Consider the following 22,660-nt stretch of genomic DNA (forward strand, 5'->3'; position numbering starts at 1 on the left):
AAACGTTTAATTAATTTACAAATTTACAATTTCTTTACAATCCCTTAACAAAGTTAATATTTCGAATTCTACACATTTATATTAATAATAGTATTCACAGAAATATTGACTTTATGTGAGTTTTTAAATTAGCATAAGCTTATATGTTTAAACTATTGAACTAAAAAAGGATGTGATGATTTTGGAAAGTACATATAAAGCATCTGAAATTACACAATTAGTAACAAAGCAAAAAACTTATTTTCAAACTGGTGCAACTAAAACTTCTAAATTTCGAATTGCCCAATTAAAAAAACTATATAACTCAATAGTAGAGAATGAAGAAGAAATAAAAAGAGCTTTAAAAAAAGATTTAAATAAATCAGATTTTGAAGCTTATTTGACTGAGATTGGATTTACTTTAAAAGAAATATCAGAAGCAATTAAGAATATTGAAAAATGGATGAAACCTAAAAAAGTTAAAACACCTATCACTCATTTTGGAACAAAAGGCTATATTTACAGAGAACCATATGGAGTAACGTTAATTATTTCACCTTGGAATTATCCGTTTCAATTAACAATGGCACCTTTAATAGGTGCAATAATTGGTGGAAATACTGCAATCATTAAACCGTCAGAGTTAACTCCTAATACATCTATTATTATTCAAAAAATAATTAAAGAGCTATTTGATCAAGAATATATTGCAGTAGTAGAAGGTGGAATCGAAGAAAGTACACTATTATTACAGCAAAAACTTGATTTAATCTTTTTTACTGGAAGTGTTCAAGTTGGAAAAATTGTCATGGAAGCCGCAAGTAAAAATTTAACACCAATAATTCTTGAATTAGGTGGAAAAAGTCCAACAATTGTCCATAACGATGCAAATATTCAATTAGCTGCTAAAAGAATTGTATGGGGAAAATTTACGAATGCTGGACAAACCTGTATTGCTCCTGATTATATTTATGTCCACGAATTGGTAAAAAAAGATTTTATTGATGCCTTAAAGAATGAAATCGTTCATTTTTATAGCGATAAACCTTTGTTAAACAATGATTATACCAAAATCATTAGTGAACGTCATTTTAATCGATTAGTGAACTTTTTGAATAATGGTGAGATTGTACACGGTGGGGAATATGATCCATTAACTCATAAAATTGAGCCTACTTTGATAACTAATCTATCTTGGGAATCTCCAATTATGTCAGAAGAAATATTTGGTCCAGTTTTACCAATTCTTTCATACGAAAATTTAGATGAAGTAATGAATGAAATTAATCAACACCCTAAGCCATTAGCACTATATATATTTACAGAAAGTAAGAGTATATCAAATAAAGTAATCGAAAGAGTTCCATTTGGTGGGGGATGTGTAAACGATACTCTTTATCATATGGCAAATCCAAATTTACCATTTGGAGGGGTAGGAGAAAGTGGCTCTGGAAATTATCATGGGGAGTACAGCTTTTCAGCCTTTACACATGATAAAAGCGTGCTCTTACAAACTACTAAAATGGACTTAAAAATTAGATATCACACAACAAAAAACGCTTTACGGTTTATTCGTAAATTGTTAAAATAAAGGTTAATTGTACTTAGTTTCTTAGCTCCTTGACAAAAGGGGCTTTTTATATGTTAAAAATAATTTAGTCATTTTTACATAATAATAAAATATTAATATAGATGGGACGCGAAAATGAAAAACATAATTGAAATTGAACAAGTTGAGAAAAATTTTAGTGAAAATAATGTGATTTCTCCGCTTTCATTAGAAATTTATTCGGGAGAATTTTTAACAATTCTAGGACCAAGTGGATGTGGAAAAACTACACTTTTAAGAATGATTGCTGGTTTTGAAGAACCATCATCAGGTGTCATTAAATTAAATGGAGAAGCAATAAATAATTTGCCACCATATAAAAGAGATATGAACTTAGTATTCCAACACTATGCATTATTTCCTCATATGAATGTTGAAAGAAATATTCAATTTGGATTAAAGATGAAAGGTGTTTCAATAGAAGAGCAAAAAGTACGATCTACTGAGGCGATGAGACTAACACAATTAACTGAATTTAGGAATCGTAAACCTAGTCAGTTATCTGGTGGTCAGCAGCAAAGGGTTGCAATTGCTCGTGCAATAGTGAACAATCCAAAAGTATTATTACTTGATGAACCTTTAGGAGCACTTGATTTTAAGCTTCGAAAAGATTTGCAAAGAGAATTAAAAAATCTTCAACGCGAATTAGGAATTACTTTTATCTATGTAACCCATGATCAAGAAGAAGCAATGAGTATGAGTGATCGAATTGTTGTTATGAATAATGGGAAAATCGAGCAAATCGGAACACCAAAGGAAATTTATCAAAATCCAGCAAGTAAATTTATTGCAAGCTTTATAGGTGAAAATAATTTCTTTAATAGAGGCGAAAGAGAAATTGCAATTAGACCCGAAAATATTAAAGTTTCACATGCTACAGATGAAAAAAATAATTATACAGGCATAATAAGAGATGTGGAATTTGTTGGTACATTAAATAAAATATTTATTGATTTACATAAGCATGATCAAACAATCATTGTCTATCAAATGCCTGATCAAACAACTTTTTCTAGAAATGATAAAGTTGCGATTAGCTGGAAGTCGGAAGATGAGGTGTTTATGTATTGAGAAATGAAAAGTACATAATTGCACCTACGATTATCTGGCTACTAGTTTTTTTTCTTTTACCATTACTTTTAATTTTTGGCTTTGCATTTATGAAAAATGGAATGTATGGAGAAATAGAAAAAACATTTACTTTAGAAAATATAGTAAAAGTTTTTGACCCACTTTACTTAAAAGTTTTATGGACGACTTTTTGGGTTGCATTAGTCACTACAATCATTACACTTTTGGTTGGATATCCTTATGCATATACAGCTACTGTTGTAAGTGAAAAATGGCAGAGAATTTTACTTTTATTAATCACAATTCCTTTTTGGATTAATTTCTTAGTTAGATCGTATGCATTAATTGTTATCCTTCGTTCAAAGGGAATTATTAACACATTGCTAATCCAATTAGGGATAATAAAAGAACCATTACAACTACTTTACAATACGCCTTCCGTCATAATGGGAATGGTATATACATTACTACCATTCATGGTGTTACCGATTTTTGTAGCAATAGAACAATTAGATAATCGAAAATTGGATGCTGCAAATGATTTAGGTGCTACACCATATCAAACATTTATTTATGTTACTCTCCCATTAACTATGAAGGGTATCTTTGCGGGTAGTATATTAGTATTTGTTGCCTCATTTGGTATGTTTGTCGTTTCGGATGTAATGGGTGGTTCTAAAGTTGCATTAATAGGAAATGTAATTCAAAATCAATTCTTAGCTGCGAGAAACTGGCCATTTGGTTCCGCGCTATCAATTTTCTTAGTCATTACATCAATCGGACTAATAGGACTTTACTATTTAGCGACAAAAAATATTGGTGCTGATAAAAGTAGAGGTGAAAAATAATGAAAAAACCGATACTTATTGGGTTTTCTACTATAATATTAATTTGCTTATATTTACCAATTTTGATTTTAATTTTATTTTCGTTTAATAAATCTAAGATTAATGCACAGTGGACTGGATTTACTTTTGATTGGTATTTAAATCTTTTTAATAACCCACAAGTAATAGATGCTTTAATGAATAGTTTGTTTATTGCAATTGTAACTACAGTACTCTCAACAATTCTTGGTACTATTTGTGCACTTGCTTTACATAAGCATAAATATAAATTTTCAAATTTTATTAGTGGACTAGTTTACTTACCAATTGTCGTTCCGGACATATTAATGGGACTTTCATTACTAATACTTTTTACGAATTTCAATATTGAATTAGGTAGTATGACCATTATTATTGCTCATGTCACTTTTTGTATTTCATATGTAATTATACTTTTAGCAGCAAGACTTTCAGGAATGTCTTCAGACTTAGAAGATGCTGCAAGTGACTTAGGTGCTACACCATGGCAAACATTTAGATTTGTAACTTTACCAGCGCTAATGCCTGGAATTATTGCTTCTGCACTTATATGTTTTACATTAAGTATTGACGATTTTGTTATTAGCTTTTTTGTTTCAGGACCAAGTTCCACTACATTACCAATTTATATTTATGGAATGGTTAAAAAGGGTGTAACCCCTGAAATAAATGCAATTTCAACAATTTTAATTGTTACCATTATTTTCTTAATGGTTATATCTGAAGTCTATCGAACAAAAGGTATGAACAATGAAAAAACAGAAAAAAAATCCTATATTGTTTAAAAATTAAAGGAGGTAGTCAGTAGGCATTATGAGTATATTTAAAAAAACTGCTACAATAATGGTTTCTTTAGGCTTAGTAAGTTTGCTATTATCTGCTTGTTCAGTTGGTAAAAAAGAATTAAATATTTATAGCTGGGCAGATAATTTTGATGAGAAAGTTTTACAATCATTTGAGAAGAAATATGATGTTAAAATCAATTATCAAGTATTTGCAAGTAATGAAGAATTATATGCAAAATTAAAAGCTGGTAGTTCGAATTATGATATCATCCAACCATCAGATTATATGGTTAAATTGATGATTCATCAAAACATGTTGGCGAAACTTGATAAAAGTAAAATACCAAATTTAAATAATATTGCTCCGGAATACACTAATCAAGAATTTGATCCGAAAGGTGATTATTCAGTTGTTTATACTGGAGGAATAACGGGAATCGCCTATAATCCAAAATATGTAAAAGAAGATATAAATAGCTGGGATGATCTATGGAACCCTAAATACAAAGGTCATGTTACATTACTAGATGATAATAGAGAAGTATTTGGAATGGGATTAATAAAAAATGGCTTTTCAAATAGCTCAACAAATGAAGATGAATTACTAAAAGCTTATAATAATTTAAAAACGTTAACTCCAAACTTATTAGCGTTCGACACAGATACGGTAAAACAAAAGTTTATAACTGAAGATGCTTGGATTGGCCAAGTATGGTCAGGAGATGCGGCTTATATACAAAAAGAGCTTAAAGATGTTAAATGGGTAGTACCAAAAGAAGGATCATCAAGATGGGCAGATACTTTAGCTATCCCAAAAGACGCAAAACAAAAAGAGTTAGCTGAAAAGTTTATTAACTATTTATATGATCCAAAAGTAAGTGCACAAAATTATGAGGCAATTGGATATGCTGATCCTAATAGTAAATCTGAACCATATCATTCTGCGGAGTATAAACAAAATCCATTTATTAATGTAACAAAACAACAAACTGATTTAACGAACTGGATTAAGGACGTTGGAGATCAAACAGAATTATACGATAAGTATTGGACTGAATTAAAAACAGGAAAGTAATAATAGAAAAAAGGTTATCTCCACAAGAGATAACCTTTTTAGTTTGAAATTAATTTGCTTAATAATAATCGGAATTGGTCTCTCTCATTATGAGATAGCTTTTCAAATAAAGTTAGCCATAAACCTTGGCGAAAATTGAAAAGTTCTTCAATCATGTGTTTTCCCTCATCTGTTAGTTCAAGCCATGTAACTCTACGATCACGGCTATCCCTTTTTCGAGAAATTAAATGATTATCAACCAATTTCTTTACTGCGGTTGTGATTGAACCGGAAGATAGTCCCATTTGTTTACCTAGCTCTGAAGCTGAAATTTTTTGATTCTTATATATTAAGTATAAAAGTAAATATTTTGGTGGAGTTAAGGAACTTTTAACTTCCTCATCTGATTTTTGCCAGTTTTTTCGAACTCGAATCATTAAACTTGTTAAATCATCTAGAAGAAGTTTGTCGTTATCGGTTAACAAGGCAATATCCACCTCCTAAACTAAGATTAAAAGATGTTAATAATGCAGGTATTGTACGTATAGGTTACCAATTTTCTCAAGCATTTTCAAGAATGTATGTAATTTAGGAGATATTTTTAAATTTGTCAAGTTTTGGCTGTATAGTATCCATAGTATTTTGTAAATAGTATGATAAAAGACATTGGTAGGGGTGAAGTACAATGTTTAAGTATTTTAAGTTTAAAATAAATGATACTGTTCAATTTGCGAAAAACGATGGTCATTTTTATCGAGTGATCGGATACAGGATCGAAAAAAGTATTTATTTAAATGATGAGTACAGTAGCATTATTTACGAACTCTTACGAGAATTTGATGGTCTTCAAGTAGACGCTGAAGAAGAAGAATTAGTTAGCGTATCGAACTTTGATGAGTTCTACGGATCAATGTTTGAAAAACTAGGTACATTTACAATTAAGTTTGCTAAAAAGCAAGAAGAAGTAAAGAAAAATAGCATGGGTGAATCTTCATCTGTGGACGAGCTGTTAGACAAATATAATGATTATCGAAGACTGGCAATTCTTTTTAAAGATTGTCTATATGATTTAGCTGCTGAAAATGTTCTAAATGAGCTCGTGGATTTTTCTGAAACAAAAAAAGATTACATGCATTAAGCATGTAATCTTTTTTCATTTGTTTTAATTGAAACAGATTTATTTTGAAATTTACTTTCATAAACTAATTCAGTTACTTTGGCACAAATTGCAACTGAAAGAATAGTATAGCCTACTTCATTCCATGAAAGATAAGAAAGTGAACAAAGAAGAATGACAGCGTCAAAAATAAAATATACTTTGCCTATAGATATTTTTGATTTTTTGCTCATTATGATTGTTATTAAATCATCTCCACCTGTTGCACCACCACTTCTTAGAATTAACCCTAATCCAAGTCCAGCGAAAATTCCACCTAAAATAGCGGGTATCCAAAGATGATCTCCAAAATTAAATGTAAAATTAGATGTTTTTTCAATGATTGAATAAAAAGCAGAAAATGAGATTGCTCCGATTGTCGTATTAATTACTAACTTTTTACCTAAATACACTCCTGCAATTAAGATAATCGGAATATCAAGTAGCAAAGTTGTAATTGAAGGTGAAATATTTAATGCGTTTTTGACTAATAATGCAATACCAATGAATCCACCTTCTGCTAGATTGTTTTGAAAATGAAAATGATAAAGTGTAGTGGCCAAAATAAATGAACCAACTAAAATTATTAAGGTCTCACCCAAACGATTGTTACTCATTGTTATTTCCTCTTTTCGTAGTTAGTAGTTAAAAAGTAAAGTTATTAACTAACTACGTATATAGAGCTCGTAGTTAGTTTGTTGCCTTTCTAACTACATAGCTATATATCATTGAAGAAATAACATAATCGCCTGTCAACCATAGTTTCGCCTACCTTCAGTTTTATTTTAGAGTTCTTTTGGTTCTCTAAATTAAAACCGCTAAGTGTAGGATAAGTCTTTACGTTGCCAAATGCTCCTTCGAGCAATCATGGTTACACGTCCTTTTTGCCAGTTTTGTTAGAAGAGTCTAACAGGTAAAAATAAGTTCAATAGAACTTATTCTTAATTTTATCATATGCGAAAATATTTGAAAAAAGAAAAGGATTAACAAAAATCTACAAAGAATGAGTTTATGGATGTGAAATGGAGGGGAAACTATAAATAATGTGAAATATTTCACAAATTAGACATAGCATTTTCAATAAAAACAATATATTATAATATTTGTAAACAGATATGTGAAAAACTTCACAATACTAATTGATAAAAGGACATTAATTAAGTCATTAGATCATTAATGTCCATCATCAGAGGAGGAGAGCCAAATGGCTGTTCAAGAAAAAATTGTTAATGAATTATGTAACGCTTCTGAAATGGTAGATGAATTAGTCGTAAAAGGACAAAAAGCATTAAAGGAATTTGAAAGATATAATCAAGAACAAATCAATGAAATTGTACATTCGATGGTTCTTGCTGGTTTGAATCAACATATGCCACTTGCAAAAATGGCAGTTGAGGAAACGGGGCGTGGTATCTACGAGGATAAAATAATTAAAAATATATTTGCAACAGAATATATATGGAATTCAATTAAAGGTAATAAAACAGTTGGAATTATAAGTGAAGACCAGCAAACTGGAATAACAGAAATAGCTGAACCTGTAGGTTTAATTGCAGGGGTAACGCCAACAACAAATCCGACATCAACTACTTTATTCAAAGCGATAATTGCAATTAAAACTAGAAATCCAATTATTTTTGCATTCCATCCTTCTGCACAAAAATGTAGTAGAGAAGCAGCTAGAATTGTTCGAGATGCCGCAGTTAATGCAGGCGCACCTGAAAACTGTGTACAATGGATTGAAGTTCCGTCTATTGAAGCAACAAAGTGTTTAATGAATCACGAAGGTGTAGCACTTGTTTTAGCAACGGGTGGCGCGGGAATGGTTAAATCGGCTTATAGTACCGGAAAACCTGCATTAGGTGTTGGACCAGGAAATGTACCTTGCTATATAGAGAAATCTGCTGAAATTAAATGTGCAGTTAATGATCTTATTCTCTCAAAAACATTTGATAATGGAATGATTTGTGCATCTGAACAAGCAGTAATTGTAGACGAAGAAATATATGATGAAGTGAAAAGAGAGTTAAAAGCGAATAATTGTTACTTTGCGACAAAAGAGGATAAGCAGAAATTAGAAAAGCTCGTAATTAATGAAGCAACATGTGCCGTGAACGGGGACATAGTTGGTAAATCTGCTTATGAAATTGCATCACTTGCAGGTGTGAATGTTCCGGAAGATACAAAAATTCTAATTGTTGAATGTGACAGTGTAGGCGCTAAAGAACCTTTAACAAGAGAAAAGTTAAGTCCGGTTTTAGCTGCCATTAAAGTAGATGGTAAAGAAGAAGGATTTAAACGTTGTGAAGAAATGCTAGAGCTTGGAGGATTAGGACACTCTGCTGTTATTCATAGTAATAATGAAGAAATCCAAAGAGAATTTGGATTAAGAATGAAAGCTTGTCGCGTAATTTCAAATGCACCTTCAGCTCATGGTGGTATTGGTGATTTATATAACGCATTTATTCCTTCACTAACATTAGGTTGTGGATCACACGGTAAAAACTCTGTATCAACTAACGTTACAACAGTTCATTTATTAAATATAAAAAAATTAGGAAGAAGAAATATGAATATGCAATGGGTCAAACTGCCACCAAAAATTTACTTTGAAAAATATTCAACTCAGTATCTAGAAAAAATGCCAAATATTAAAAAAGCATTTATTGTAACAGATGAAGCAATGGTTAAGCTAGGTTATGTTGACGTAATTAAATATTATTTAGAGAAAAGACAAGAAAATATTCAGATTGAAATCTTTTCTGATGTAGAACCAGATCCTTCTGATGTTACTGTTATGAAGGGTGCAGATAGAATGAAGTCATTTGAACCGGATACAATTATTGCTTTCGGTGGTGGATCAGCAATGGACGCTGCCAAAGGTATGTGGATGTTTTTTGAATATCCGGAAACTACTTTGGACGGACCTAAACAAAAGTTTTTAGATATTCGAAAAAGAGCATACAAATATCCTAAATTGGGTCGAAAAGCTCAATTTGTAGCAATTCCAACTACATCTGGGACAGGTTCAGAGGTTACACCATTTGCGGTAATTACAGATAAAGCGAATAATATTAAATATCCATTAGCTGACTATGAACTAACACCTGATGTTGCTATTATTGACCCTCAATTCGTAACAACAGTTCCAAAAAGCATTACAGCAGACACTGGTATGGATGTATTGACACATGCAATTGAGGCATATGTAAGTGTATTAGCGAATGATTATACAGATGGATTAGCATTGCAAGCTATAAAATTAGTATTTAAATATTTACCTAGAGCATACCAAAATGGGAATGATTTCGAAGCCCGTGAAAAAATGCATAATGCATCTGCGATCGCAGGAATGGCATTTGCAAATGCGTTTTTAGGAATTAACCACAGCTTAGCGCATAAGATCGGAGCGGAATTCCATATCCCTCATGGAAGAGCAAATGCAATATTAATGCCACATGTAATAAGATATAATGCAAAAAAACCAACTAAGTTTACTGCATTCCCTAAATATAAGCACTTCATTGCAGATGAACGATACGCTGAAATTGCTCGTTTCTTAGGCCTACCAGCTACTTCAACTGAAGAAGGTGTCGAAAGTTTAATTGCAGCAGTTATTAAGTTATCAAAGGAATTAAATATAAATATGAGTATTGAGGCACAAGGTGTTACTGAAATAGAATTTAAAGAAAAGGTTGCATATTTAGCTGACCGTGCTTTTGAGGATCAATGTACTACTGCAAATCCAAAACTACCACTAGTAAAAGAATTAGAAGAAGTTTATATGAATGCTTTCAAAGGCTGTTAAGAAAGTATGAAAAAGAAGCACCTTAACGGGTGCTTCTTTTTTGGTCAATCTTATTTTGGTATAATAGCTATACTGAAAGTGGTGAATAAAAAATGGAAATAAAGAAACTAAATCCTTGGTATAAGGTGATAGTAAGCGATGAACATAAGAACCAAACAGTTGAATCGTATTTAAAAAATCGATGGCAGTTTCCAAAGAAATTGCTACATGAATTAAGAATGACTAAAGGATGTAAGTTAAATGGAGAAGCTAAACCTTGGAATACGGTAATTTTAGGTGGAGATCAAATTGAAATTCTATTATTCAAAGATGAAGATTATGGGGTTATTCCACAAAATCAATCGATTGAGATATGCTATGAAGACGAACATTTATTAATTGCTAACAAACCTTATGGAATCGATACACATCCGAATGAAAAAGGACAATTAAACACTTTAGCAAATGGAGTAGCTTTTCATTTTCAAGAAAATGGATTACAAACAAAAGTGCGACATATACACCGTCTAGATAAAGATACTACGGGGGGGGTAGTTTTTGCTAAACATGCACTAAGTAGCGCAATTCTTGATTCAATGTTAAGCGAGCGGAAAATAAAACGTACATATACAGCAATTGTTGATGGTAATGTAAAATCACAAAAAGGAACAATAGATGAAGCGATTGGAAGAGATCGGCATCATCCTACTAGAAGAAGAGTTTCTCCTAAAGGTGATAAAGCGATTACACATTATAAAAAAATAAAGTATTTATCGAAACTGAATGTAACGATATTAGAATGTCAGTTAGATACAGGTCGAACACATCAAATACGTGTACATTTAAGTTTTCTAGGTCACCCATTAATTGGAGATCAACTATATGGTGGTAAAATTAAATTATTGAATCGTCAAGGATTACACGCTGGTAATGTACAATTTACTCATCCTTTTACGAACGAAATTTTATCCATTCATATTCCATTTCCTACGGATCTTAAACAAATACTTAATGAAAAGTGAGCTGAACGAAATGCTATTAGAAGTAATTGCCACAAACGTAAAAGATGCTGTAGACGCTGAAAAATTTGGGGCAAACCGAATCGAATTAGTTACTGGGATAAAAGAGGGAGGGTTAACTCCAAGTTATGCTACGATTAAACATGTCGTTCAAAATGTCTCGATCCCTGTACATGTAATGATTCGCCCACATAGTCGTTCTTTTATTTATGATTCATATGACCAAGAAGTAATCTTAAATGATATTGAAATATGTAAGGAAATTGGAGCAACTGGTATCGTTTTTGGTGCATTGACCGAAGAAAAAGCAATTGATGAGGAGCTTTTAAAAAAAGTATCAGCTCGTGTAAAAGATATGAACTTTACGTTTCATAGGGCAATTGATGAGTCAAATGATATTCTTAATGCAATAAATATATTAAAGAAATACCCTGAGATTACGCATGTATTAACATCAGGTGGTGCTCCTAGTGCCATTGATGGAAAAGAAACTATTAAAAAAATGGCCGAATTCACTAATGAATCAAATATAAAAATTTTAGCAGGTAGCGGATTATTAATTGAAAATGTTTCAGATTTCATTAATTTTACGAATGTTGAAGAAATTCATTTTGGTTCAGGCGTTCGAAAGAATAATTCTGCAATCGAAGTGATTGATTCCTCTTTAATGGAAAGATTACTTATGGAGATAAAAGAAAGATAAGTAAAAAAATGATTGAATAAATTTAAATTATTTTCAGATAATAAAAAAAGTAGTCCGTAAAACGGACTACTTTTGAGACAGCTAGATACAATATATTGTTAATTATTTACCGATGAATTGTTGAGTCCAAGCATTTGATCTTGAATCATAACCAACACCGATTTGATTTAAGTTAGGATTTAAGATATTAGCACGGTGACCAGCACTGTTCATCCAAGCAGTAACTACTTCTTCAGGTGATCTTTGACCTTTAGCAATGTTTTCTGCTGCATAGTTATAAGAGATTCCGAATTGTTTCATCATATCAAATGGTGAACCATAAGTCGGTGAGTTGTGGTCAAAATAATTTTTGTCAGTCATATCTTGTGATTTTAAACGTGCAGTTTTAGATAATGTTGCATTAACTGTAAATGGTTTTAAACCAGCTTTTGTACGTTCAGCATTCGTTAAATCAACTACTTTTGATTCATAAGCAGATAAAGATGCTGAATTTGATGGTGTTTCAGTTGACGGAGTTGTTGGCTTAGATGGTGTAGTTGGTACCGTCGGTTTTGTTGATGGTGTTGATGGTTTAGCCGGTGTAGATGGCGTAGTTGGTACTGTTGGTTTAACCGGTGTAGATGGCTTCGTTGGTACTGTTGGTTTTGTAGTTGTATTTGAACCATTACCTTGTTTTAATTGAGCTTCTAATTGTTGTTTAATTGAATCTTGAAGCTTAGTCATATCAATACCGAATTTAGATAAATCTACTTTACCATTAGTAGTGTTTAAGCTTGGTAGATTAAAGTAGCTAAATAATACATTATTTAAATCAACTTTTTGAGTATATGTCTTTGTATCCTTATTGATTGTATCCGCGTGTACTGCAGTTACAGGAGCACCTACTAGTAGAGTAGCAGCCAATGTTGATAATGAGATTACTTTTTTCATGTCTTATTCCTCCATTTGTTTGGGTATTGTCTCGCTGTACAAGTAATACTTTAGCATGAAAACGCATGACATAATTATGGGAAAAAATGGGGAACTAAATTTGAGGATTTTTTTGGTAGTTCTGTCTTAGTACAGAAATTAAAAAAATCGTTGTTATTACTACTATATTACTAGAATATTAATAATTGAAAATCCTAAATATATGTATTTTATTTCCATAAAAAAAATATGAAATAAAGATATGGTTGCATTTCCTTGTTATATTACAGGAAGGAAAATCCAGTTTTGTTGTCATTCGGTTACGATTGTAATCATTCTGTAAAAAACGTATTGAAGGTGAATAATTTGAAATTATTTATTGATGATACAAGACCAGTACCGTATGGTTTTATATTGGCAAGATCCGTTCAAGAAGCTTTAAACGACAAACATCAACTATTTGAACAAATTTCTAAGATTATAATCTAGGATATAGAAAAGAAAATGGATTAGATTTTCTTCAAAGGTTTATTGCAGAAGGTTATTATGTCCCGCAAATTAATTTACATAGTGATGATTTATTTGGGGTTTATAAAATAGAGAATGAGATTAAAAGCATATTAATAGAAGAAAAGAAACAAACGATTAAAATTACAAAGATAAGTTTTTAATTACTAGAACGAATGAAAGACAAGGAAGAGAACGCGAAGCACACTAAATATTTTATTATTGTTCTTTTGACTCTCTTCTTATTATATAGAAAAGAAATTTATGAAAGCAACATGAACAATTACGGGTTTGAATTAAAATATGCGTTTGCAATAGAATCCCAAAAACAATGCATGGGCGATTTAAACGCGGATTACAAAAAATATGGGAAAAGGCGTCTACCGAAAAATCCAGCACGTAGGTAAAAGGAAAATCCAAATAAATCTGTTTAAGTGACTCATGAACCCCCTATGAGTAAGCTAATTAGAAAATCTGTCTAATTAATTAACTCATGAAGTCCTCAATAATATCAAAAAAAGCTTGCCCATATAGGCAAGCTTTGTAAATTCAATTATTTAACTTGTTTCTTTAAGTCTTCAGCAACAAACTCTACGTTTGTACCTACAACTACTTGAACGTTTTTATCGTCTAATTTAATAACGCCACGAGCACCAGCTTTTTTAAGAAGTGCTTCATTTACTTTTGAAGCATCTTTTACTTGTAAACGTAAACGAGTTGTACAGTTATCGATGTTTGTTAAGTTTTCTTTTCCACCTAAACCTTGAAGGTATAAGGAATCACCAATTTCAGTTGTTACTTCATCAGTTTCAATTTCCTCATCTTCACGACCAGGTGTTTTGATGTTAAATTTCTTAATTGCGAAGTAGAACACTACAAAGTAAATTACACCAAAGATTAGACCGATTAGAAGTAACAGAATAGGCTTAGTTGCAATATTGTAGTTCAGGATATAATCCATAAATCCAGCTGAGAATGTAAAGCCGTCTTTAATTCCTAAAGCATTTACGATCCCCATTGATAAACCTGTTAAGATTGCATGGAAAGCATATAGTACTGGTGCAATGAACATGAATGCAAATTCGATTGGTTCAGTAATACCTGTTAAGAATGATGTTAAAGCAAGACCAATAAACATACCTGAAACAGTTTTACGTCTTTCTGGTTTCGCAGCAGCGATCATTGCAAATGCAGCAGCAGGAAGACCGAACATCATAATTGGGAAGAAACCAGTCATGAACATTCCGGCAGATTTGTCACCAGCGAAGAATCTGTTTAAGTCACCGTGAATTACTTTGCCAGCCGCGTCTGTAAAATCACCTAAATTGAACCAGAAAATTGTATTTAATACGTGATGTAATCCTAATGGGATTAAAATACGGTTTAAGAAACCGAATACTGCAGCACCAAATGGACCTACTCCAATAATCCAGTTACCAACTGAGTTAATTCCATCTTGAATAGCTGGCCATACATAACCAAATATTCCTGCTAATACTAGCATGGTTGCGGACGTTATAATAGGGACGAATCGACGTCCACTAAAGAATCCTAACCATTCAGGTAATTTAATTCCACTGAATCGGTTGTAAAGCATACCAGCAATTACCCCTGTAATAATACCACCAAGTGCAGCCATATTAATATCTTTATTAATCGTTGTTGTTCCTGCAGTCAATACGAAGTAACCGATTGCACCTGCAAGACCAGCGGCTCCATTTCCATCCTTTGAAATACCGATCGCAACACCGATCGCAAAGATTAATGGAAGATTAGAGAAAATTGCATTACCAGCTGCCGCCATAAACGGAATGTTTAGTAGATCGGGTTGTCCAAAGCGCAGTAAAAGTCCTGCAGCTGGAAGGACAGCGATTGGTAACATTAATGCTTTACCAATGCGTTGTAAGAAACTAAGCATATTATTTTCCCTCCGAAAATTATAATAATGATTACGCTTTCAATATTAACTTAAAAGGTCCAACTTGTCTATACAACTAGTTAAGATAAAGATTGCTATTTTTTTCCAAAAAATTTAAAAATAAAAAGGGAAGATTAAAATCTCCCCCCTATATTAAGCCATTTTATATAATTTGTTTTTACCTAAATCAAAGACCCTTTAAATGACTTTGCGCTTGAGCAATTAAACGTTTCGTGATTTCGCCACCAACTGAACCGTTTGAACGTGCAGTTGTATCTGAACCTAATGTTACTCCAAATTCGTTAGCGATTTCGTATTTAAATTGATCAAGTGCTTGTTCTACACCTGGAACTAATAATTTATTTGTTCTAGCCATGATATTTATCTCCCTTTCTGTAAGTAATAGCTTACAATTGTATTTTTTACATTTAGGGTTTTATCATGCTTGGTAAATACAGTCATATTAGGGTTATGTTAACTTTTTAACCAATGCTGATCCTTCAACAACGAGTAAATTTTCTTGATTATATACATTCGTTTGAAGCGTTAGTAATTTTTTATCGTCTCTTTTGCGTAATACACTGACTATTACTTTAATCGTGTCATTAATTTTTACAGGTGCTTTGAAAAATACTTCTTGAGATAAGTAGATGGTGTTTTTGCCGGGTAGTTTAGTACCTAGTACTGAGGAAATAAAGCTGCAAATCAACATGCCATGTGCAATTCTTTCTTTAAAGATGCTTTCTTTTGCGAAGTCATCTAATAAATGAATTGGATTTACATCTGTTGATATTGCAGCGAATTGTTCAATTAACTCTGCAGTAATTTTTACTTCAAGAGTAGCTTCGTCACCAACTGAAATGGAGTCAAAATGAAATTCCTGTACATGTCTTGCACTTTCGAAAACATTCATTTTGTTTCATCCTCTCCTTGATGAAATGCCTAGCTAATCAAGAAAATTGTTTATATTTAAACTTAAAATTTTGCGAAAGAGAATTCTTGTAGGTTTTTTAACCAATCTTCTTGAGTTTTTTGGAACTGCTGATACATATTCGTCCAAGCTGTAAAAGGTGTGTTGTTTAATGGTTGTTTAAACAATTGTTGAAAAAATTGTTGTTGTTGATTTGAAAATGTACCCATAGCTTGAAAAAATGGTTGATATGGATTTTGGTTCATATTTGTCCATAAAGATTGAAATGGAGCAAATTGATCAAATAATTTTTTCCAAGTTTTTTCATAAGTTTCTTGGTTAATTGTTGGCTTAATTTCATTTAATAACTTAATCATTTCTTGGAATTGCTCGTAAGACTCTTGTTGTTGAACTTGTACTTGCTCGTTTAATGTTTTCCATTGTTTTGCTTGTTCTTGAAATAAAGACTCTGTCCATTGTTGAATTTGTAATTGATTGTCTAATAAATATTGAAGCATTTTTTGAAAATTCTCAGCTGCAAGTTCAGTTTGTAATTCGATTGTTTTTTCAGTCATTAGTGTTTCCTCCAGAAAAATTTATTATTGAATGCATTGCTGCAATTTCAATCATCTTTATAACTTTCATCAGAGTTGCTAAATGGAAAGAATGAAGTAGTATAAATCGAAAAAAATGTTTGGAGCATCTGATTATATTGTGTAAATGAATTATGGCAAGTTTTTAAATATTCCTCACCAGCATCTGTAATTGAATAAATTCGTTTTGCTGGTCCTTCCATTCCATATTCCCAACTAGATTTAATATAACTTTCTTTTTCAAGTTGTCTTAGAATCCGATATACATTACTTGAATCAAGCGTTGTAAAGCCCAAATCAAATAATACTTGCATTAATTTATAACCATGCATATTCCATTGCTTAAGGCTGAGAAGTAGAAAGGGAACTAAGAAGTTTTTTGGCAATGTAAGTGTATCAGTCGTTTCATTTTTATTTTTTTTACTTGTTTCTTTTTCGTTGGTAGTCATAAATTTTTGTTCCCTCCTATATCGTAGTAATGGAATCATCATCCCTTAGGTGTAATTTACACTTAGTTAAATTTATTGTCAATGTATTTTAAATATAATGAATATTAAAAAACAAATTTCGACAGGAGATGTAGAAATATCACGAAAACATTGGATTGTTTTGTCGTTAACTTGTTTTCTATACTTAAAAGTAGTGAGGGGGATTTAAATGTCAGAGCAAAATTATTCAGATCCATTGAAAATGTGGAAGCAAATGTATGATGTTAACGAAAAATACTTTGGAAAAATGATGAATGAATATGTTCAGAAAGAAGAATTTTCCGAGTGGATGGGTTCTGTAATAGATTTTAATCTATTCTGTAAAAAGATGCTGAACGATCAATCAAAAACGTTCTTAGAGGCTTCAAATATTGCGTCTAAAGAAGATATCGCAAATGTAGCTAGCTTAGTGATTAATTTAGAATCGAAAGTAGATACATTAGAGGATCAATTATATTTAGATTCTCAGCCTGATTTAGATGTAGCAGCATTGAAAAAAGAGTTAGACATTGTTGCATTAAAACGAGATCTTACAAAAGTAAAAGCTGAAACCAAATCAATTCATCAACAAGTTAGTGAATTAAAGTCTTCAATGGCTAACATTGAACAACTTTTACAAAAATTAACTACAACAACAACAAAACAATAATTAGTTAAAAAAGGAGAAATGATAATGGATTTAGTAAATCGTGTAGCGATCGTAACAGGTGGAGCAAAAGGAATAGGAAAAGCTATAGCATTTAACTTAGCAGAAAAAGGTGCAAAAGTTGTAATCAATTATAATAATAGTGAAGCACACGCAAAAGCAGTTGTAGATGAACTTTTTGAGTATGGTTATGAGGCATTAGCAGTTCAAGCTAATGTTGCTGATTTAGACCAAGCAAAAGACTTAATTGATCGTACAATTGAGCATTTTGGCCGATTAGACATTATTGTAAACAATGCTGGTATCACTAGAGATCGTAGTTTCAAAAAACTAAGTGCAGAAGATTGGCATGAAGTGATTGATGTAAACTTAAGCAGTGTTTATAACACATGTAATTCAGCTTTACCACACTTATTAGAATCTGATAACGCACGAATTATTAATATTTCATCAGTTATTGGTCAAGCGGGCGGTTTTGGTCAAACAAACTATTCTGCTGCAAAAGCCGGAATGATTGGATTTACTAAATCATTAGCACTTGAATTAGCAAAAACAAACATTACAGTAAATTCAGTATGTCCAGGATTTATTGAAACTGATATGGTTAACGAAATACCTGAGAATGTAAAAGAACAAATTAAATCAAAAATCCCAAAAAGAAGATTTGGTACAGTTGATGAGATTGCAAAAGCAGTTGTTTACCTATGTGAAGGTGGAGAGTACATTACTGGCCAGCAGATTAATGTAAATGGCGGACTTTACGTTTAAGTCTTACTTATAGATATCATTTATCATTACAAAAGGGGGGGAATAGTGTGTTTAGTTCACAAAAGTTAGAAGAAGCTATGGAATCGCTTCCAAATGGATTAAAAGAATCATACAAAAGAATGAAGAAGACAGCAGATATACTTATAAAAGAAGGAGAACCTTTAGTAGGCCAATCTCCTAAAGAAGTCATTTGGACTAAAAATAAAAGTAAATTGTATCATTATATTCCAACTACAAAAAAGGTTAAAAAGACTCCAATACTGCTTGTTTATGCTCTAATTAATAAGCCATATATCCTTGATTTAACAAAGGGGAATTCTTTTGTAGAGTATCTCGTTAATGAGGGCTTTGATGTTTATTTATTAGATTGGGGCACTTTTGGTCATGAGGATCGTCATTTGAAATTCGACGATATCATTCATGACTATATTGCAAAAGCAGTAAATCGAGTGCTACGTTTTTCAGGTGCAAAAGAAATTTCTATGTTAGGGTATTGCATGGGCGGTACGTTAACAAGTATTTATGCATCACTTTATGAAAATGCGCCAATTAAAAACTTAATTTTTGTAACTAGTCCATTCGATTTTTCGGATACAGGATTATACGGGGCATTTTTAAATGAAAAATATTTTGCACTAGATAAAGCTGTTGATACATTAGGGAATATTCCACCTGAAATGATTGATTTCGGTAATAAAATGTTAAAACCAATGACGAATTTCGTTGGTCCTTATGTAACATTATTAGACAGATCTGATAATACAAAATTCATTAAGTCATGGAAGTTAATGCAAAAATGGGTGACAGACGGTATTCCATTCCCAGGTGAAGCATATCGTCAATGGATTAGAGAATTTTATCAACAAAATAAATTATTAAATGGTGAATTAGAAATTAGAGGCAGAAGAGTAGATGTATCTAACATTAAAGCTAATGTTTTAAATATTTCTGCTACGAAAGATCATATTGCGATGCCTTGCCAAGTAGAGGCTCTAAATGAGCATATTTCTAGTGTCGATAAACAATATGTATCGATTCCATCAGGGCATGTTTCGATTATGTTTGGACCTGTTTCGTTAAAAACGACATATCCGACAATTGGAAAATGGTTAGCTGAAAGATCATAATTTCAGCAATTCAATATAAGGTTTAAAATCAATACTATTTACGTTAAAAAATCTCACTTTTAAAAAAGTGGGATTTTTTTTATTCAATTGACAAAAACTACCTTAAAAATGGTTGAAAGGAGTCTATAGATGAAAAGTATTAGTGGGGTCCTGTATTGGCCAACAACATATATTAATACACAATCTGAGTTAAATAATATTAAGCAACTAGATGAGGATCTAGATTGTGATTTTGTAATCGTAGGAAGTGGTGAGTCGGGAAGTTTATGTTCATATTTCTTAAGTCAAACAGGGGCTAAGGTGATTTTACTTGATAAACGAAAAGTAGCTCATGGTAGTACAAGTGCTAATACCGGACTCTTACAATATACAAATGACAAATCATTAAATTCATTTATTCATTCATATGGAAAAGAAAAGGCTGTACGTCATTACCAATTATGTGTAGAGGCAATTAAAGGCATTGAAGAAATGTCAAAAACAATTGAAATTAATCCTGATTTTATAAAAAGAAGTAGTCTCTATTATGCTAGTGATTTAGATGGAAAAAAAATGATTGATTTGGAATACAAAGTATTAAAGGAAAATGGCTTTAATGTTGAATATTTTACTAAAGCCCAAGTTAAAGAAAAGTTTAATTTTACTAAAGAAGGGGCACTATTCACAGGAGATGATGCAGAAGTAAATCCGTATAAATGCGCCCATGGACTACTCTTATATGCTCTGAAACGAGGTTTGAAGGCATATTCAGATACAGAAGTAACTAGCATTATTGGTACAAAAGAAGGCGTTCAACTATTTACTAAAAACAAGCATACAATTCGTGCAAAAAAAGTTATTTTTGCTGGTGGCTATGAATCCCTAGAAGTAAAAAGTGAGAAAAATGCAGTATTAACTTCGACATTTGCAATTGCAACCCAACCATTAATTGAGAATAAAGAAGCATGGTATGAAAATTGTTTAATTTGGGAGACTGCAAGACCATATTTATATATTCGTACAACGGTTGAAGGGAGAATTATTGTTGGCGGACTTGATGAACCTACAATAATTCCTGAAAAACGGGAATCTATGTTATTTGATAAAAAAGAACAACTTATTAAAAATTTAATAGAATTGTTTCCTCAGTATAAAGAAGCCAAAGCAGAATTCTATTGGACAGGTGCATTTGGAGGAACACATACTGGTTTACCAATGATCAAACAATACAATGAATATCCTAACTGCCTTTTTTTAATGGCCTATGGTGGTAACGGAACAGTATATAGTTATATTTTAGCTAAAATATTAAAAGATCTAGTAGCCATTGGTACACATCCAGACGCACATCTATATATGAATAATTAAATATTAATTAGAATTTTAAACGATTACCATTTATATGTATAAAAAGAGTAAGGTAGTAAGAAAATTTAATAGGTAATAAAAATTTAGGAGTGTATTACATGAGTTATCATGAAATGTTTACTGAATTGTTTTTCGGATATATAGCACTTTTTATTGTCGTTAAAATTAATGGGAAAACACAAATCACACAAATTACACCATTTGATTTGATATCATCTCTCGTGCTAGGAAATATACTTGGAGATGCGATATACGATACCGAAGCAAATCTACCAAAAATTCTTTTTAGTATTTTTACGTGGGGTGCTTTAATATTTGTGACTGAAATATTAACACAAAAGTCTATTTGGGCTAGAAAGTTCTTAGAAGGGGATCCTGCAGTCGTAATTAAGCACGGAGCAATTCAATGGAAAGAATTGAAAAAAAATCGTTTAGATACCGATCAATTGATGCAATTACTTAGAGCGAAAGATACTTTTTCAGTAAGTGAAGTTGCGTATGCTATTTTAGAAAATGACGGCACGATTAGTGTCTTGAAGAAATCTAATTACGATACACCTACTAAGCAAGATTTAAAAATACAAATGGAAAAAGAATTTTTACCAGTCGTAGTGATTAGTGATGGGAAAATAATTGAAAGAGCTCTAAACTCGCTGAAAAAAGATGAAAAGTGGGTACATAAAAAACTGTCTGAGTCAAATTTATCACTGAAACAGGTATGTTTTGCAGAATGGGATTCTAAGCAACTACATTTACATACGTATTAATACAAAAATTTGAGGATGAGATAAATGAAATATTATATTTATTACTGTTTTGGAGGTACACATTCTTCACCATTGGCTGCTGCATATCATTTAAAACAATTGCCACTTGATCGTCAGCCCACAACAGAAGAAGTAAAGAATACATACTTATTTAATAAACTAAAACCAAAAGATGGTGGAAAACTATTTTTTCATGGTGAAGACGAAAATGGAGACCAAGTGTATACAGTAGCAAAACGATATACTAAAAATGTGCCGACAGCTATCGAAGGTTTAGGGAAAATCTTATTAAATGAGGAAGATAAAATTATTTTATCGAGTACTTCCCCAACAGTACCATTAGCAATGACTTTAGGGGGCTTTACATCAAGATTTTTGCATTTGGATTTTATTGGAGTACCATTACTTGTATTAGGAGCAAAGCAAACATATTTAAATTTGATAAAGTTAGTAGAAAATACTCAAAAATATCATCATTTAGCTGCTGAAAAGGTCACAGATCTTTCTAATAAAAACTTTAATAAAGATTAAAAAATGGACGTTATGTTACGTCCATTTTTTCAGAGTGTTGAAATATAAAGTTGTCAATATTGGAACAATAAGTAAATTTTATTAATGATAAAGTGATCTAAATGTTCTTCAATGCTAAAC

The 22,660-nt window shown here is 31.6% G+C and carries 23 protein-coding genes and 1 pseudogene; 16 read left to right on the plus strand and 8 right to left on the minus strand.

What is annotated here, in order from left to right; all coding sequences use genetic code 11:
• Nucleotides 1-181: 181 nt before the first annotated feature.
• The 5 genes from COC46_RS04695 (at nt 182) to COC46_RS04715 (ending at nt 5,385) form a co-directional block, all read left to right on the plus strand.
• Entirely contained in the window at nt 182-1,570 is a 1,389-nt protein-coding gene (locus COC46_RS04695) for an aldehyde dehydrogenase (protein ID WP_255294811.1), read from the plus strand.
• Nucleotides 1,571-1,684: 114 nt separating this feature from the next.
• A complete protein-coding gene (locus tag COC46_RS04700; RefSeq protein ID WP_098808596.1) occupies nt 1,685-2,659 on the plus strand; it encodes an ABC transporter ATP-binding protein in 975 nt (324 codons plus the stop codon).
• Nucleotides 2,656-3,507: an ABC transporter permease gene (locus COC46_RS04705; RefSeq protein ID WP_369700016.1), complete on the plus strand. Its 852-nt coding sequence runs from the start codon at nt 2,656-2,658 to the stop codon at nt 3,505-3,507. The genes COC46_RS04700 and COC46_RS04705 overlap by 4 nt, the downstream gene beginning before the upstream one ends.
• The gene (locus COC46_RS04710) at nt 3,507-4,310 is read left to right on the plus strand and encodes an ABC transporter permease (RefSeq protein ID WP_098808597.1); all 804 of its coding nucleotides are present in this window, start codon (nt 3,507-3,509) and stop codon (nt 4,308-4,310) included. The genes COC46_RS04705 and COC46_RS04710 overlap by 1 nt, the downstream gene beginning before the upstream one ends.
• 28 nt (nt 4,311-4,338) lie before the next feature.
• Nucleotides 4,339-5,385, plus strand: a complete 1,047-nt coding sequence (locus COC46_RS04715; RefSeq protein WP_098808598.1) for a polyamine ABC transporter substrate-binding protein — start codon at nt 4,339-4,341, stop codon at nt 5,383-5,385.
• Between the two features lie 38 nt (nt 5,386-5,423).
• Here COC46_RS04715 and COC46_RS04720 read toward each other — a convergent pair whose 3' ends face one another.
• Nucleotides 5,424-5,849: a MarR family winged helix-turn-helix transcriptional regulator gene (locus COC46_RS04720; protein ID WP_098808599.1), complete on the minus strand. Its 426-nt coding sequence runs from the start codon at nt 5,847-5,849 to the stop codon at nt 5,424-5,426.
• A 200-nt stretch (nt 5,850-6,049) separates the two neighbouring features.
• Between COC46_RS04720 and COC46_RS23070 the strand changes: the two are divergent.
• Nucleotides 6,050-6,248 (plus strand): annotated as a pseudogene (locus COC46_RS23070) (histidinol dehydrogenase); the annotation flags it as partial.
• Nucleotides 6,249-6,498: 250 nt separating this feature from the next.
• Here the strand turns inward: COC46_RS23070 and COC46_RS04730 are convergent.
• Nucleotides 6,499-7,137: a YitT family protein gene (locus COC46_RS04730; protein ID WP_098808601.1), complete on the minus strand. Its 639-nt coding sequence runs from the start codon at nt 7,135-7,137 to the stop codon at nt 6,499-6,501.
• 587 nt (nt 7,138-7,724) lie between these two features.
• Between COC46_RS04730 and adhE the strand changes: the two genes are divergently transcribed.
• From adhE to COC46_RS04745, 3 genes are all read left to right on the plus strand, one after another.
• On the plus strand, nt 7,725-10,328 hold the full coding sequence (adhE, locus tag COC46_RS04735) for a bifunctional acetaldehyde-CoA/alcohol dehydrogenase (protein WP_098808602.1): 2,604 nt from the start codon (nt 7,725-7,727) through the stop codon (nt 10,326-10,328).
• Nucleotides 10,329-10,420: 92 nt separating this feature from the next.
• On the plus strand, nt 10,421-11,329 hold the full coding sequence (locus tag COC46_RS04740) for an RluA family pseudouridine synthase (protein ID WP_098808603.1): 909 nt from the start codon (nt 10,421-10,423) through the stop codon (nt 11,327-11,329).
• Nucleotides 11,330-11,339: 10 nt separating this feature from the next.
• On the plus strand, nt 11,340-12,029 hold the full coding sequence (locus COC46_RS04745; RefSeq protein ID WP_098808604.1) for a copper homeostasis protein CutC: 690 nt from the start codon (nt 11,340-11,342) through the stop codon (nt 12,027-12,029).
• Between the two features lie 102 nt (nt 12,030-12,131).
• Here the strand turns inward: COC46_RS04745 and COC46_RS04750 are convergent, their stop codons facing one another.
• A complete protein-coding gene (locus COC46_RS04750) occupies nt 12,132-12,959 on the minus strand; it encodes a CAP domain-containing protein (RefSeq protein WP_255294812.1) in 828 nt (275 codons plus the stop codon).
• 285 nt (nt 12,960-13,244) lie between these two features.
• Here COC46_RS04750 and COC46_RS21870 point away from each other — a divergent pair, with 285 nt between their 5' ends.
• Complete coding sequence (locus COC46_RS21870; RefSeq protein WP_141550871.1) at nt 13,245-13,427, plus strand: hypothetical protein; 183 nt, start codon at nt 13,245-13,247, stop codon at nt 13,425-13,427.
• A gap of 571 nt (nt 13,428-13,998) precedes the next feature.
• Here the strand turns inward: COC46_RS21870 and nagE are convergent.
• The 5 genes from nagE to phaQ form a co-directional block, all read right to left on the minus strand.
• Nucleotides 13,999-15,363: an N-acetylglucosamine-specific PTS transporter subunit IIBC gene (gene nagE / locus COC46_RS04755; protein WP_098808605.1), complete on the minus strand. Its 1,365-nt coding sequence runs from the start codon at nt 15,361-15,363 to the stop codon at nt 13,999-14,001.
• Nucleotides 15,364-15,550: 187 nt separating this feature from the next.
• Nucleotides 15,551-15,739: an alpha/beta-type small acid-soluble spore protein gene (locus COC46_RS04760; protein WP_098808606.1), complete on the minus strand. Its 189-nt coding sequence runs from the start codon at nt 15,737-15,739 to the stop codon at nt 15,551-15,553.
• 93 nt (nt 15,740-15,832) lie between these two features.
• The gene (locus COC46_RS04765; RefSeq protein WP_098808607.1) at nt 15,833-16,276 is read right to left on the minus strand and encodes a MaoC family dehydratase; all 444 of its coding nucleotides are present in this window, start codon (nt 16,274-16,276) and stop codon (nt 15,833-15,835) included.
• Nucleotides 16,277-16,338: 62 nt separating this feature from the next.
• Complete coding sequence (locus tag COC46_RS04770; RefSeq protein WP_098808608.1) at nt 16,339-16,848, minus strand: hypothetical protein; 510 nt, start codon at nt 16,846-16,848, stop codon at nt 16,339-16,341.
• Nucleotides 16,849-16,895: 47 nt separating this feature from the next.
• On the minus strand, nt 16,896-17,315 hold the full coding sequence (gene phaQ, locus COC46_RS04775) for a poly-beta-hydroxybutyrate-responsive repressor (protein ID WP_098808609.1): 420 nt from the start codon (nt 17,313-17,315) through the stop codon (nt 16,896-16,898).
• Nucleotides 17,316-17,523: 208 nt separating this feature from the next.
• On the opposite strand from phaQ, the gene COC46_RS04780 reads away from it, so the two are divergent.
• From COC46_RS04780 to COC46_RS04805, 6 genes are all read left to right on the plus strand, one after another.
• On the plus strand, nt 17,524-18,003 hold the full coding sequence (locus COC46_RS04780) for a polyhydroxyalkanoic acid synthase subunit PhaR (RefSeq protein WP_098808610.1): 480 nt from the start codon (nt 17,524-17,526) through the stop codon (nt 18,001-18,003).
• A 21-nt stretch (nt 18,004-18,024) separates the two neighbouring features.
• Nucleotides 18,025-18,768, plus strand: coding sequence for a 3-oxoacyl-ACP reductase (locus tag COC46_RS04785; protein ID WP_098808617.1), 744 nt, complete (start codon nt 18,025-18,027; stop codon nt 18,766-18,768).
• Between the two features lie 77 nt (nt 18,769-18,845).
• Complete coding sequence (gene phaC, locus COC46_RS04790) at nt 18,846-19,895, plus strand: class III poly(R)-hydroxyalkanoic acid synthase subunit PhaC (protein ID WP_098808618.1); 1,050 nt, start codon at nt 18,846-18,848, stop codon at nt 19,893-19,895.
• Nucleotides 19,896-20,024: 129 nt separating this feature from the next.
• Nucleotides 20,025-21,242, plus strand: a complete 1,218-nt coding sequence (locus tag COC46_RS04795; protein ID WP_098808611.1) for an NAD(P)/FAD-dependent oxidoreductase — start codon at nt 20,025-20,027, stop codon at nt 21,240-21,242.
• Nucleotides 21,243-21,340: 98 nt separating this feature from the next.
• Complete coding sequence (locus COC46_RS04800) at nt 21,341-22,009, plus strand: DUF421 domain-containing protein (protein WP_098808612.1); 669 nt, start codon at nt 21,341-21,343, stop codon at nt 22,007-22,009.
• Nucleotides 22,010-22,033: 24 nt separating this feature from the next.
• Entirely contained in the window at nt 22,034-22,540 is a 507-nt protein-coding gene (locus tag COC46_RS04805) for a DUF3189 family protein (protein WP_098808613.1), read from the plus strand.
• Nucleotides 22,541-22,660: the final 120 nt, after the last annotated feature.

It is taken from the genome of Bacillus sp. AFS041924, from assembly GCF_002577195.1.
Lineage (GTDB): Bacteria > Bacillota > Bacilli > Bacillales > Bacillaceae_G > Gottfriedia.

Coding starts and splice junctions, on each gene's coding strand:
- COC46_RS04800 (WP_098808612.1), top strand. CDS start 21,341: ATGAGTTATCATGAAATGTTTACTGAATTGTTTTTCGGATATATAGCA.
- phaQ (WP_098808609.1), bottom strand. CDS start 17,315: ATGACTACCAACGAAAAAGAAACAAGTAAAAAAAATAAAAATGAAACG.
- COC46_RS04745 (WP_098808604.1), top strand. CDS start 11,340: ATGCTATTAGAAGTAATTGCCACAAACGTAAAAGATGCTGTAGACGCT.
- COC46_RS04740 (WP_098808603.1), top strand. CDS start 10,421: ATGGAAATAAAGAAACTAAATCCTTGGTATAAGGTGATAGTAAGCGAT.
- COC46_RS04710 (WP_098808597.1), top strand. CDS start 3,507: ATGAAAAAACCGATACTTATTGGGTTTTCTACTATAATATTAATTTGC.
- COC46_RS04700 (WP_098808596.1), top strand. CDS start 1,685: ATGAAAAACATAATTGAAATTGAACAAGTTGAGAAAAATTTTAGTGAA.
- COC46_RS04730 (WP_098808601.1), bottom strand. CDS start 7,137: ATGAGTAACAATCGTTTGGGTGAGACCTTAATAATTTTAGTTGGTTCA.
- COC46_RS04765 (WP_098808607.1), bottom strand. CDS start 16,276: ATGAATGTTTTCGAAAGTGCAAGACATGTACAGGAATTTCATTTTGAC.
- phaC (WP_098808618.1), top strand. CDS start 18,846: ATGGAATCGCTTCCAAATGGATTAAAAGAATCATACAAAAGAATGAAG.
- COC46_RS04750 (WP_255294812.1), bottom strand. CDS start 12,959: ATGAAAAAAGTAATCTCATTATCAACATTGGCTGCTACTCTACTAGTA.
- COC46_RS04805 (WP_098808613.1), top strand. CDS start 22,034: ATGAAATATTATATTTATTACTGTTTTGGAGGTACACATTCTTCACCA.
- COC46_RS04795 (WP_098808611.1), top strand. CDS start 20,025: ATGAAAAGTATTAGTGGGGTCCTGTATTGGCCAACAACATATATTAAT.
- adhE (WP_098808602.1), top strand. CDS start 7,725: ATGGCTGTTCAAGAAAAAATTGTTAATGAATTATGTAACGCTTCTGAA.
- COC46_RS04780 (WP_098808610.1), top strand. CDS start 17,524: ATGTCAGAGCAAAATTATTCAGATCCATTGAAAATGTGGAAGCAAATG.
- COC46_RS04760 (WP_098808606.1), bottom strand. CDS start 15,739: ATGGCTAGAACAAATAAATTATTAGTTCCAGGTGTAGAACAAGCACTT.
- nagE (WP_098808605.1), bottom strand. CDS start 15,363: ATGCTTAGTTTCTTACAACGCATTGGTAAAGCATTAATGTTACCAATC.
- COC46_RS04715 (WP_098808598.1), top strand. CDS start 4,339: ATGAGTATATTTAAAAAAACTGCTACAATAATGGTTTCTTTAGGCTTA.
- COC46_RS04770 (WP_098808608.1), bottom strand. CDS start 16,848: ATGACTGAAAAAACAATCGAATTACAAACTGAACTTGCAGCTGAGAAT.